The organism is Acinetobacter sp. ACZLY 512 (assembly GCF_023614015.1).
GTDB classification, from domain to species: domain Bacteria; phylum Pseudomonadota; class Gammaproteobacteria; order Pseudomonadales; family Moraxellaceae; genus Acinetobacter; species Acinetobacter soli.
On sequence record NZ_JAKIVI010000011.1, the window covers coordinates 39,126 to 52,252 of the forward strand.

The 13,127-nt window shown below is 41.3% G+C and carries 14 protein-coding genes; 3 read left to right on the forward strand and 11 right to left on the reverse strand.

Going from position 1 to position 13,127, the window contains the following annotated elements:
* Positions 1-30: 30 nt before the first annotated feature.
* Complete coding sequence (locus tag L2096_RS12415; RefSeq protein WP_250365538.1) at positions 31-837, forward strand: AraC family transcriptional regulator; 807 nt, start codon at positions 31-33, stop codon at positions 835-837.
* On the opposite strand, the gene def is transcribed toward L2096_RS12415, so the two are convergent.
* From def to L2096_RS12465, 10 genes are all read right to left on the reverse strand, one after another.
* A complete protein-coding gene (def, locus tag L2096_RS12420) occupies positions 805-1,296 on the reverse strand; it encodes a peptide deformylase (RefSeq protein ID WP_250365539.1) in 492 nt (163 codons plus the stop codon). The two genes, L2096_RS12415 and def, sit on opposite strands and share 33 nt — an antisense overlap.
* Positions 1,296-2,147 carry a Cof-type HAD-IIB family hydrolase gene (locus L2096_RS12425; RefSeq protein ID WP_250365540.1) on the reverse strand — a complete coding sequence of 284 codons (852 nt, stop codon included), beginning with the start codon at positions 2,145-2,147 and terminating at the stop codon, positions 1,296-1,298. The genes def and L2096_RS12425 overlap by 1 nt, the downstream gene beginning before the upstream one ends.
* Positions 2,148-2,401: 254 nt before the next feature.
* On the reverse strand, positions 2,402-2,686 hold the full coding sequence (locus L2096_RS12430; RefSeq protein WP_250365541.1) for a hypothetical protein: 285 nt from the start codon (positions 2,684-2,686) through the stop codon (positions 2,402-2,404).
* On the reverse strand, positions 2,683-3,261 hold the full coding sequence (pnuC, locus tag L2096_RS12435) for a nicotinamide riboside transporter PnuC (protein ID WP_004935986.1): 579 nt from the start codon (positions 3,259-3,261) through the stop codon (positions 2,683-2,685). The genes L2096_RS12430 and pnuC overlap by 4 nt, the downstream gene beginning before the upstream one ends.
* 64 nt (positions 3,262-3,325) lie before the next feature.
* Entirely contained in the window at positions 3,326-4,462 is a 1,137-nt protein-coding gene (locus L2096_RS12440) for an acyltransferase family protein (protein ID WP_151794746.1), read from the reverse strand.
* A 173-nt stretch (positions 4,463-4,635) separates the two neighbouring features.
* The gene (gene pgaD, locus L2096_RS12445; RefSeq protein WP_004935979.1) at positions 4,636-5,049 is read right to left on the reverse strand and encodes a poly-beta-1,6-N-acetyl-D-glucosamine biosynthesis protein PgaD; all 414 of its coding nucleotides are present in this window, start codon (positions 5,047-5,049) and stop codon (positions 4,636-4,638) included.
* Between the two features lie 22 nt (positions 5,050-5,071).
* The gene (gene pgaC / locus L2096_RS12450) at positions 5,072-6,340 is read right to left on the reverse strand and encodes a poly-beta-1,6-N-acetyl-D-glucosamine synthase (RefSeq protein ID WP_004935977.1); all 1,269 of its coding nucleotides are present in this window, start codon (positions 6,338-6,340) and stop codon (positions 5,072-5,074) included.
* 12 nt (positions 6,341-6,352) lie between these two features.
* Positions 6,353-8,428, reverse strand: coding sequence for a poly-beta-1,6-N-acetyl-D-glucosamine N-deacetylase PgaB (gene pgaB, locus L2096_RS12455; RefSeq protein ID WP_040053970.1), 2,076 nt, complete (start codon positions 8,426-8,428; stop codon positions 6,353-6,355).
* A 392-nt stretch (positions 8,429-8,820) separates the two neighbouring features.
* Positions 8,821-9,156 (reverse strand): FKBP-type peptidyl-prolyl cis-trans isomerase, encoded by a 336-nt coding sequence (locus L2096_RS12460; protein ID WP_004935971.1) that lies wholly within the window; start codon positions 9,154-9,156, stop codon positions 8,821-8,823.
* A gap of 52 nt (positions 9,157-9,208) precedes the next feature.
* A complete protein-coding gene (locus tag L2096_RS12465; RefSeq protein WP_004935969.1) occupies positions 9,209-9,739 on the reverse strand; it encodes a YaeQ family protein in 531 nt (176 codons plus the stop codon).
* A gap of 198 nt (positions 9,740-9,937) precedes the next feature.
* Here L2096_RS12465 and dctA point away from each other — a divergent pair, with 198 nt between their 5' ends.
* Complete coding sequence (gene dctA / locus L2096_RS12470) at positions 9,938-11,200, forward strand: C4-dicarboxylate transporter DctA (protein WP_151868421.1); 1,263 nt, start codon at positions 9,938-9,940, stop codon at positions 11,198-11,200.
* Between the two features lie 49 nt (positions 11,201-11,249).
* On the opposite strand, the gene L2096_RS12475 is transcribed toward dctA, so the two are convergent.
* Entirely contained in the window at positions 11,250-12,263 is a 1,014-nt protein-coding gene (locus L2096_RS12475; RefSeq protein ID WP_250365542.1) for a CobW family GTP-binding protein, read from the reverse strand.
* Positions 12,264-12,760: 497 nt separating this feature from the next.
* Between L2096_RS12475 and L2096_RS12480 the strand changes: the two genes are divergently transcribed.
* Positions 12,761-13,015 (forward strand): hypothetical protein, encoded by a 255-nt coding sequence (locus L2096_RS12480; RefSeq protein ID WP_004935962.1) that lies wholly within the window; start codon positions 12,761-12,763, stop codon positions 13,013-13,015.
* Positions 13,016-13,127: the final 112 nt, after the last annotated feature.

Genomic DNA, 13,127 nt, shown 5'->3' on the forward strand with positions numbered 1-13,127 from the left:
GTTGTCTAAGTGACATCTTAAACATTAAGTATGAAATCTAATAAACTGGTGATTGGCTTATATGCCGAGCGCTCTTATAAAGAAGTGTCGTATCCGCACATGCACTTACGTGCGCAGCTCCTGTATGCTTCACACGGCACCATTCAGGTATTGTGTAATGATCAGGTGTGGATCGTACCGCCCAAATGCGCTGTCTGGATTCCAGCACGTGTAGAACACAGTATGGTTTGTTTGAGTCAGGTTAAACTCAATACCGCTCTCATTGATGCACAAGCTGCGGCAGTAATGGGGAATTCATGTTTTTTAATCCGAGTCAGCGATTTGCTCCACGAATTATTGATTCGGTTAAATCTGTTGGAAGCTGAATCTGTAGCCAACCAAACTCATGCAGAAGCTTTATTAAATGCACTGGAAATTTTGATTTTCGATGAGATTCAAACCGCAAACTCGCTCCCTATTCAAATTCCATGGCCCAAAGATAAACGTTTAAGCCGTATATGTGAGCTGATGATGCAATTACCCCAGCATACGAAAGATTTAAACACTTGGGCAGACGAAATGGGAACCAGCTCGCGCACACTTATGCGTCTATTCAAAAAACAGACAGGGTTATCATATCGTGGCTGGATACAGCAAATGCATATTGCACTGGCATTGAGTAAAATCGCAGATGGTCAATCTATGTCAAGTATTGCCGAAGCGCTGGGTTATAGTAGCCCGAGTGCATTTAGTGCCATGTTTAAACGCCATTTGGGTATTACCCCACAACAATTCAAAAGTTATGAAATGATGGAAGATCAGAATTTAATCACTGCTCGTAACACGATCGACAAATAAAATTCCATCCAGATGATCAATCTCATGCTGAACGATGCGCGCAATAAAACCTGTATACGTCGCCTCTATAAGCTGGCCTTGTAAAGTAAAATAACGAAGTTGAATCTGCTCTGCACGGGCAACTTGTGCACGTTGATCGGGTACGCTTAAGCAGCCCTCTTCACCCAAACAAAGGTGTTCAGATTGTGCATAAATCTCAGGGTTGATCATGACCACGGGCTGCATTTCGGGTGCATCGGGATAGCGCGGATTTGGGCGAGAAGCCACAATAATGACGCGCTTCGACACATAAACCTGAGGTGCAGCAATGCCGACGCCGTTTCTGGCCAGCATCGTCGCTTGCAGTGCTTCTGCCAAATGCAGTAGCCATGAAGAATTAAACTCAGACTCTGCAACTGCTGCTGCTTTGAGTTTAAGTATCGCTTCTCCCCGCTGCGCTAGTGGCAAAATTGGCTGCATTAAGACATCGCCTCGGGTTCACAAAAAAGATCTTCAGAAAACCCTTTCGATTGCAGCACCAGATCAATAACATCGAGCACGCCTTCTTCTTCGTTGCTTCGAGCATGAAATTTGGCTACTTTTTTTAGCGCAGGAATTGCATTTTGCATGGCAAAGCCGTACCCCGCTTTTTGAACCATCTCGATGTCGTTGTTGTTATCGCCAATGGTCAGCATGGCATCATCAGCAATGCCCCATTTTTTTTGCAAAAATGATAGACCAAATGCTTTGTGCTTGTTTGGGATAATCAAGTCAATAAATCCAAAACCGCTTGAGACTGCTTTGGTCAGCTGATTTTGCACATAATCTTGCTGGTTTAAATACTGCTCCATGCTCTCAAAATCGTGCTCAACAGTGGTCAGCGTGACTTTACCAATTGGCTCCTTAACATCGAGGAGACTATCGACCTGCTGAATACTTTTGAAGTAGATATTTAATTTATCCAGTATTTTTTGCGATACATCCGAGCGAACATAAGCGCAAGATTTAGCACATAAAATCACGCTACTGCCGTACTCAGATTCTAAATCACGCACCATGCGCTCTAAAGTGTCAGGTGCGTATGCACTATAATGAATTTCTTGATTTTGATCGGTCACATACACGCCATTTTCAGCAACAAAAGCGATTTCATGTGCGATTTCGGGAAAGTAAGCTTGAAGGGTATAGAGCGGGTTGCCACTGGCAGCAACGAACTTGATTCCGCGTTGTTTGAGCTGCGTGTATTGCTTTAAAAAGCGCGCTTTGTTGTATTTCTTCTCTGAATTTAAAAAGGTTCCATCCATATCGACTGCGATAAGTTTGACTGGCATTTATACCTCATGGTTGAGTGTGATGTTTATTTGTTGTTTCGCTATTATCTTAACAGTACATCACAGTTTTATGAAATCAATCACAAATTTATTTGGTATAAATTTGTTTGCAGATTATTTAACCAATTGAAGTAGTTTCTCGCTTGAAATTTAGCAACTCCGCGTATTCACAAGCTTTTTGCTATTTTTTGTACCCACAGAAGTTATATTTTTATTACATTAAATATGAATAAAAAAGCTCTGCCAATTATCTTCTAGATCAAATCTTTTTTTAGATAATCTACATGATAACGATCGTGATCAATGCTGATATTGATCTTTTTCTGCTTATATTGAATGACAGCATAAAAACACTCAGCGCCATCATCTAAGCCTGTCGCTGAAAAAGTAGTCCCCTGCGGGAAATCGTTGAGCCACACAGCCTTATAAAAATCTGCAACCGAATCAAAATCCAAATAATACCCAGGATTTTTAATGATTTTTTCGGCCATGTGTTCAAATTGCTGCATCTTGTATGCTTCTAAATCCAAAATTGTCATGCAGATCTGGCCACATCTTGTTTACTTTTTACGCGCTCCCATTGCCACCAACCAAAAGCAGCGAGTCCCACAAAAGCAGCATAAAGCACCGCAGTAAGAAACAGCGCTTTATAAATAAACATCCCCACATAAACAATATCAACCACCACCCACAACATCCAGGTGGCAATATGTTTACGACTAGTCCAGTAGGTGGCCAGCAAACTAAATGCAGCCAACTGAGCGTCTAACATCGGCACTGCAGCATCGGTAAAATGTTTTAATATTAGACCAAAACTTAAGCCAGCTACTGCTGCTATTAACATTTGAAATAATGCTGTTTGCGGCGCAAGTGGTTCGATGCGAATATCGTGATCGGTCTGCTTCCCTTTAAGCCAATAGTAGAAGCCATAAAAATTGACCACCACAAAGAACGCTTGAAGAATCGTTTCACCATACAGCTTATAGGTATAAAACAAATAACCATAAAGCAAAAATGCAATAAAGTTGAACCACCAGCACCACATGTTACGTAAAACAGTCAGTGTCACGCCAATCACACTGATCAAGACAGCAACAATTTCAAGAGTAGACATTATCGTCACCCACACCCATAAAGAAAAAAACAGCCACCAACTTACACATTCGAATGGCTTGTCGTTAAGCGCCTGCCCAATATTGCGCTAGTTTATTACTGATAAAAATTGCAAAACGATCTACCACGCGACTGTATATATCAGAGCAAATCAGTATCGCAACTAAAAAAACCAAAGACGCCACCATGAATGCACTGTCGTAATTAAAACCATGTTGTACACAGTAATTAAAGACAGGTAAACAAACGATATAGAGTAACATCAGATGTAATAAATATACCGAAAATGATAATTTGCCTAAATAAACAAAGACTGGCCGATCCAGCATACGAGACAATAGCGGACTCATTAAAATGCTGTACACAATCAGACTGCCTGAAAGAAAATTACAGTAATCGTAGGTTTTATCGCCTAAAAATTGATAAATTCCCTGATAAGCCAAGCTGGAGTTATGCGCCCCAGCAAGGTACAACCCTAAAGCCAGAAGTAGCCCTGCCCATGCATTTGAAGCAATACGGCGCCCATAGAAAAAAATAAGCGATCCTAAAAGAAAGCTGATTAATCCCAAGTACAAATCCATATTTTTAAACAGTGCAAAGCTCAGAGGAAACATCAGTACAAGGGTCAAAAACAACCCTGAGCTATATTGTTTAAGGTACAACAAGGCAAACAAAACCACAGACCCAATCAACTCAACTTGCATGGTCCAAAGTACCCAATTGACACTTGATTCAGCGAATAAAAACGAACCGATCGTGCCTTCGTATATAGCCTGCCCAAAACTTGAGTTTTGCTGAGCCAGTACTTGTAGCCAGTACTGTACTTGCGAGCTATCAATATCACTAAAATACAGCGCAGCCCAGAGTAAAATACATGAAATGAGTGCCGGAATGGCCAGTCGTGGATAACGCTTGATGAGCATTGATTTAATTTTTTGCTTCGGTGCGCGGCTATTGCCAATCACATAAGATAAGATAAATCCGCTCAGCACGAAAAAAACATAAACCGCCGCAGTTCCCGAATACCAAAACGTAAACGGTGAATGATGAATCCAATAGACCAGCGCATTTGTGGCCTGATCATGGTCGTCAAAATGATGTAAATACGGATAAAAACTCAAGCTTAAGTGCGAAAATACCACGGCCAGACAGGCTAAACCGCGAATACTTTCCACAGCATTTAATTTGCTTGAGTGTTGCATAAGGTGGGTCTCTTTTCCGATTCGTCTGTCAGCACAATGCCGCATTGATGAACGTTAGCGATACTGTTGCACACATGCAGGATGATTTTGATATGTCAAGAACATGAATGCCAGCTCACGGGGGTAAACTGGCATAATGATATGAATAATTCTACTGAACGGCTCGGCTCAGATCACTCAATATGTGTGATCCGTCCAGTTTCATCATGATGAATCACCGCTACTTTTTGAGCTCTACCTTGCTGAATTTCATGCTGGGTCAACTCAAAATAACGCGCATAATCGTCAATTTCTTTCTGTTTGGTCTTTTTTACACTTTTTGCTGGAATAAAATTACTCCACAGTAACAGCGCTATACAGCATACAATCAATGATGTAATACCGTGCTCAACCCCAACACTCATTGCACTAAAGACACGGTGCACCAAATGAGTTTTTTGTAACTCGACCAACAACCAAACCAACAAAAACGGACGCCACAACAACAACCAACCTGCCCACATCATGGCAGTCGTAGTCGTTGAAACATAACGTTTATGCCAAGGCAGTTGGCGACGCAAATCGATAATCAAATTATTTGATTTCATGAACATCTACTCAGCAATATGCTTAATCTTGTATACGAATACCACGGTCAGGGCTAACCCATCGCGCACGTTTTTCACTTCCACGACGCAGGACTTTTGGAAAGGCCACAATTGTAGCGGTAATGGTAATCAACCAAAATACAAACGGGTACCAAATCATCCAGTAATAATTTCTGCCTAAGTTTGGCTCATAGCGACTGTCCATCCATTTGCTCAGCGCAAATTGAATCAGACAGGTTGCCCCAAGCAAAATTCCACTTCCATACGGCAAGAATGGAGAGCTGATTCCTGATAGCTGACCTAGCGGGAACACAAAATGCACCACCCACAAGATCGCCAACAGCAACATCAAGTATGACCAGACCAATGTCAGGCAAAGCTCAAACATCAGCGGCCATAAAAAATTGAGTTTAGGTTTAAAGAATACATCCAGATTTTTAAGCAAAACCTGTGCACCGCCCATGGCCCAGCGTAAACGCTGCTTCCAAAGCCCGGTAAAGGTTTCTGGCATTAAAATCCATACCAGTGCATTCGGTTCAAAACGTATATCCCAACCTGCACGCTGCAATTTCCAAGTGATATCGATGTCTTCGGTCAGCATGTTGGGTGACCAGTAATTCACTTCATGTACCGCAGATTTACGAAATGCCGTGATCACGCCAGATACTGTAAATAAGCGCCCGAAGCTACGCTGCGCACGTTTGATCATGCCCACAATCGAAGAAAACTCTCCCACCTGAATACGGCCAAGCAAGGTCGAGCGTGTTCGAATACGTGGATTTCCCGTGACGGCTGCTACGGTTGGGTCTTGCTGGAAATGACGCACCATCCAGCTTGCCGCATGTGAGTCCAGTAAGGCATCACCGTCGATTCCAATTAGAATTTCGGCTTCCGTCAGCAAGCTACCCGCTTGTAACGCCATGGCCTTGCCTTGGTTTTGAGCCAAATGAACCACACGCAGTTTTTCATGTTGTTCAGCCAGACGATTCAGTACCTCAGCAGTATTGTCCGAGCTACCATCATTAATGGCAATTACCTCAAAATTTGGATAATCCAGTCCAAGTGCATGGGTAATGGTTTCCTCAGCATTATCGCCCTCGTTAAAACAAGGGACAAGCACAGCCACCATTGGATAAGATTCCAATGCTTTTGGCTGTTGATATGGAGGATCTTTGCGCTCTTTCCAATAAAATATGAGCGCACCCATCATCCATAAATAGGACATAAACAGCGGATAATAGAATACAAAATTCAGCGCTGTCTGCCACAAATGATGTAAAGTCGTTGACATGGTCAATTCCTGTTACGGGACTAACTTGGACGGTTTAGTCGCAAATACGTCGTGCATGGTTTTGGTGTCAGGATGATCTTTAAACGGATCATCTGGGTAATACCCCACGTGCATGGCACCCTGCTGGTAAAGCGAGCGAATGGTATCTGCCATTTCCTGTGAAGGAACAGGCTGATTGGTTCGCCAGTTGGTTGCTTGTAATTCAAACACTGTTTTCTTGATACCATTTGGGTACTGTTTGACACGTTTTACAATGTCTTGATAAAACTTGGTCGGATCTTCAGCCTGCTCCATATAAGGCATGGCCATAATCGCAGTAAAATCGTAACGCTTGAGTGACTGCTCCAACGACTGTGAATACCAGTTTTCGGCATAAGGAGACAGAGCAACTTGCGCATACAAGTTACGGGCAGTCATCAAGAAAGGTTGATAGTAACGAACGTCTGAAACCAGTTTCATCGCAAAATTATCGATGGTTTTGATTTTAAAATCAGTCCATTTCGATAATAGCGCGTCGTTGTTGCGGATCTTTTCAAGATCAGTCGGCAAACCCGCTTTGGCATAGGCCTTTAACGCGTCTGGACTGGCATCTTCGTAATCCGATAGCGTTGTATCGTCGTGGAACAGTATACCATCAAACGTAGATGACTTGGCTAAATCTGTGTAAATGCCTTCAATCACTTTACGCGCTTCAGGCGAATACGGACTTAAACGGATATAACCCATGTTTAAATGATCGGAGCTTTTTGGCTGCTGAGTAACCACCAGCTTTTTGGAAACCGGATTCGATTTTGGCAATTCCCACGCCATTAATGGCATCCACGCATATACACGATTCACACTGGTACGTGTCGAAATTTGCCAAGCGACGCGGTTGAACAAATCAGCTCGCATTGGAAGATAGCGGTTTGGAAAGTACACCATGTCGGCAGAGCCATTGGCATCTGGGTCTGAAAAGGCCTGTAAGTAAACCGTATTAACTCCCATTTCTCGAATTCGATCGAGCAAATGACCTAAGTTACGCTCAACTTGTTCTGGATTTTTATCATAAATATAGTCCAGATCGACATGCATGATTTTTTGCGGACGATTATTATCGGTCAAATTCATTTGACGGTTAATAATGTCTTGTGCCAGATCGTCTGTACTTTCGCCTTTCATCACTAAAATTCGGTTTAAATGCCCGAGCGATTTGGTCACATGATCTGGACCATCATCTAGAGTAATGGTAATTGGCATACCCAGTTTTTTGGCAATACGCACCGTTTCCAGATTATAGCGTCCATACGGCCAGACCATTACACGTGGCGCACGAATACCATTCTCTTTAAACGTTTCAATATTTTTCTTTAAATCATTGGTGATACGTTTTTCATAAGCACTGTCTGATTCATACGTTTTGGTTTTAGGATCGTAAATACGAGTAGTTGCCGCAGGTTCTGAGTTGCCTTGTGGATTACCCATCACCCCATGGTGCAAGTCAAAGCTATGGCTGCCAATTTCGACAATGCCACTGTCTTGCATTTCCTTGATTTCAGCCCAAGTTAATAACTTGTTTCGCGCAAGCTTGTCGTCACCAAACTGTACCATTTGATTTGGCTTGACGTTCAGCCATTTACCTACCACGGCAAGTACGGCTGGAATTTTACGTGCCTTTAAAATCGGGTACGCATAGTCATAAAATGATTGATAGCCATCATCGATGGTCAGTAAAACCGGTTTTGGCGGTAATTTTAATTTGCCTTCATTGGCTTTAATTAATTGATCAACACTAATAAAGTGATAACCATTTTTGACCAGCCAATCCAAGTGCATTTCAAAGCGCTGTGGTGTTACGGCGTAATCTGGAATAATCGCTTCTTTAGAGGTAATTTCATGATAACCAATGATGGTCAGCGTAGACACATCAATTTTAGGTGCTTCTTCAGCTTCTTCACCAGTATGCGGATTGGTCACAAGCGGAATCTCTTTCACCACAGGATTTTCAGTGTTTGAAGCTAGATTCTCAGCATGTGCAATTGCGACTGTCGTACTTAAGACAATGGATACACTGAATGCGAGTTGTTTCAGAAGAAAGCGAGTAAGCATATATACCATCTTTTCAAAAAAATATTTTCTGAATACCTTTTACAATCAATTTAAAGCATTTAAAAATACTTTTATTTGATGATTAACTAAAGCGATCAGACGATTAGATAGTTTACGTTATACCGCAACAAACTGAAAAAATTCTTAAAAATTTTGGAAGTTAATTAAATATTTATGATGAACATATTCGACTAATTCACTATGGTTATTTAAATTTAACCGCTTGACATTTTAATAAAAGATTAATTTTAAATTAATAAAACAGAAACATAGCAAATTTATAATAACAAAGTATCATATTATAAGAATTTTACATATTATTATAATCGAATATTAAAATCATATTCATTCAATAAACAAATAAAAAGCCCGAAACGGGCTTTTTTTCTTCTCTAGTCTCGTGTTTTGACATCAAATAGTTCAATTTCAAAAATCAAATTGGAGTTAGCAGGAATGATGTTACCCATTTTGCGCTCACCATAAGCTAAATGTGCAGGCACGTTCAGCTTGCGCTTACCGCCAACTTTCATGCCGATAATCCCTTGATCCCATCCCTTGATCACACGACCAGTACCAATGACACATTCGAAGTAATTACCACGATCAATCGATGAATCAAACTTGGTACCATCTTCAAGCCAACCCGTGTAATGGGTCGTAATCAAAGCACCTTTCACAGCCTCTTTACCTTCGCCCACTTTTAAATCAATAATTTCTAATTCGTTCATTTCGATACCTATTTATACTTTAAACCATCTTTCAGACAGCAGCCTTGGTGCATTATTGCAATTTTGTCCACGAAATCTCAACCTGTTCATGGTCATTCAGTAAAGTCCATTCACCATCCATGACATTGAGTTGCAGTTGCATGGTGCGTTCACATAAGTTTTGAATTTGGGCCGTTGTTTCGGGTGCCAATTGCCAAACCTCGACATTACTCAATGTTTTCACTTTACTGTTACGTTTCCACCACTCGTCGACCTGCTGACCATAAGTTACGACCGCAACCCGCTTACAACGCGCACTGGCTTTTTTTAATTTATCTTCAGAGGGTTGCCCCAATTCGATCCACTGTTCAAGTTGCCCAGTCAAATCTTTTTGCCATAGCGCCGGTTCGTCAGTTTCAAATAGATCTTTGGTAAATTGCAACTGTTCATCTGCAAAACGAGCAAAAGCTAAAATACGCACCATCAAACGCTCAATCGTCTCAGACGGATGCATAGCCAAGGTGAGTTGATAGTCTGCATAATGGTGGCTATCCATATCTGCAATATTTAAATCTGCTTTATAAATAGTAGCTTTAAGCGCCATAAAAAACCGTCCTCCAGAATGGCGCCTAGCATACTCGATTTTTGATGACTGACCTATATATAGGCTGATATTTCTATCCTGCCCTTACGCTGCTCAACTTCAGAAAGGATCAGCACCCCAAAAAATTTCAGGCAAATATCAAAGTTGGCGAGTTTCTTGCACTGGTCTGACCAGTCTTATTGGATTGATGAACAGAAAATGTGGCAAAAACTGAAGTCTAACTTGTTCCTGCAAGTCATCATCGCGCTGGTGTTAGGTATTTTAATTGGTGTCAGCTTTCATGATTTTTCTTTAAATTTAAAGCCCTTAGGTGATGGCTTTATTTCACTGATTAAAATGTTAATTGCACCGATTGTTTTTTGTGTGGTGGTGCTTGGCATTTATGGTGCAAATGACATTAAAAAAATGGGTAAAGTTGGTGCAAAAACGATCCTGTATTTTGAAATTGTCACCACAATTGCACTAATTTTAGGCATTGCAATTGCTTATATCTTTAAACCTGGCGCAGGAATGAATATTGATCTGTCCAAACTCGACGGCAAAGATTTAACGGTTTATACCGAACGTGCCCATGAAATGAGTTCAGGTTCAGACTTCATTTTACACATCATTCCTAAAACCCTTTTTGGTGCTTTTGCAAACGGCGATATTTTACAGGTCCTCCTAATTGCAATCTTGTTTGGCGTCGGGATGTTACTGGTTCCGCGCCATCTAGCAGAAATTGTTCGGCAGGCACTGGAAGCATTTTCAGAAATTTTCTTTAAAATGATGGGACTGATTATCCGATTGGCGCCAATTGGGGTATTGGGTTCTGTGGCCTACACCACGGCCAAGTTTGGTATCGACTCTTTGATTCAACTGGGCTACTTGGTGCTTTTATTCTATGCCACATGTATTGCATTTGTGGTGATTATTCTCGGTGGAATTTTAAAATTCACTGGCCTTAATATTTTCAAATTTTTGAACTATTTTAAAGCAGAACTTTCGATTGTACTCGGTACAGCCTCCTCAGATTCGGTACTTCCGCAAATCATGAAAAAGCTGAAACAATTAGGGATTAAAGACTCTACGGTCGGTTTAGTTATTCCAACCGGATATTCATTTAATCTGGATGGTTTCTCTATTTATCTGACCTTAGGTGTTATTTTTATTGCGCAGGCCTGTAATATTGATCTGTCTATGCATGATCTGATTATGATTTTGCTGGTGTCACTGGTTACGTCAAAAGGTGCACACGGCATTCCTGGATCAGCATTGGTGATTTTAGCCGCCACCTTATCCGTTATTCCAAGTTTACCTGCCATTGGTCTGGTGCTGTTGTTATCGGTTGACTGGTTTATCGGGATTGTTCGTGCATGCACCAACCTGATTGGCAACTGTGTTGCAACTGTTGTCATTGCGCATTGGGAAAAAGACATCGATCATGCTCAAGCCAAGGCCATGCTTGAGCAAAAGCACTAACAAGAAGTTTTCTAACTGAACTCATGATCAGAAATAGCACAGATCTGCGTTATTCCTGATCATCTTCATTACAGCGGCAAGCCAGCAAGGCTTGTTCAAAGGCGAGCCAGTCTTGTGACAATGGAGTAATGATCTCAATACGATTGTCTGTATTGGCCTGCCCTGTTTTGTAATTGAGCTGTGCTGGATTGAAATTAAAGGTGATCCAGCCTTGGTTGGTATGAAAAATCGCTTTGATTCTTAACCAGCTCTCTATGCTACTCAGCAAATCAAATAAATCATCAAAATCAAATTGCCAGTGACGTGAAAACTTCCAGCCAGCCACGCTATATTCTCCATTACTTTCAACATAATGATACGGCAATTGTTTAATCTCTTGTGGCGTCTGCTTGATCTCGATATTACGCTGCTGTTGTACCAGAAGTGGTTGCATGCGTTTTACCGTAGCCAGTGAGGGCCGATCAATTGCAGCCAAAGCCAGTGTTCCATTGGATACCTCAAACCATGCTTGGGCATAAGGTGCATACTCTTGCTGAAGCTGCTCTAATGCTTGCTCATCGGCATGGGTCATCTGATCATGATGTGACACCACCATCAATTGTGCAGCTTTGAGTTGATCTTGATATAAATGTTGCTCGACCCAAGCTTGGTCGTGTAATCGACTGCCATCAACTACTGTGATCAACGCACGCATTTGAATACTGCTGTGCCAATGCGGTTCTGAAAGTTGTTCAAGTAACTGAGCAGGATGTCCAAGTCCTGTCGGTTCAATAAACAATCGATCAGGTTTCGTTTCGCTGAGCAACCGGGCAAGTGCGATGTGTAAGGGCAGCTGACTACTACAACACATGCAACCACCGAGCAATTCTTTCACTTCATAGCCAGATTCATTGGGAAGTATTTGCTGATCGATACCAATCTGCCCAAATTCATTCATCAATACCGCCCACACTTCATGCTTGGGTTTTTGTAGCAAAAGCTGCTGAAGCAAGGTCGTTTTTCCAGCACCGAGAAAACCAGAAATAATATGTGTCGGAACCGCTTGAGGAATGACCAGTTTCACGTCGAATACGCACTCACTAAAAGTTATAGTCTAACGTATTTCATATATTGCTGCTGTCTTCGAAAGAATAGAAATGATCATGATTTGAATTAGCGTAAAAGTTGCTATAGCCTTACCAAATGGCAAGATCTATGCGACTTTCATCACTTATTTAAATGGATAAAAAGATTAAGATAATTATATCTAATGGGAAAAACAATTTTGACTGTAGGCTCAGCCCACAGTGACATGTTTTGCTTTGGTAAATATAAAGATTAAAAAATAACCAAAAAGAAATATCTTCAAACAGTTTTTGGCGATTTTTTTCTGTTTTTTTTACATGAAACATACACAGGATTTATATGTATGAACGCTGTGTAATCCAGTCTGTTTCACTTTGTTGGATTGATTGTCAGATGCAGATTTGGCTTTTAGCATGATCAACAAGTCGACAGCCAAACTTAAACTATAGGCTGCGATGGTCATAGTGTATTTTAAATTACCAAAGGATGCCTCCTATGAAACTTGTAAAAACTTTACTTGCAACAACATTTGCTCTGACTGCTGCAACTACTACGTTTGCTGCTTCAGCTCACGATAAACATCAAACTAAAGCAGATGAAAAAGTTGTAGTGTCAACTCAAGAATTACCTGATGCAACCTCTTCGAAAACCTCGGCTGCAACACAACAACCAGCTGCGGCACAACCTAGCACTGAAAATGCAGCTGAATCAGGTAATGCACCAATCCAACCGGCTCAGCCTGCTCAATAATCATCAGCTAAACAATCAAGCCGCTCATTCAATTGAATTGATTAGCATATCTTGATTGCAACAAAAAAGAGCTAACCTCTTGCTGCGGTTTAGCTCTTTTTTATGTGACCTA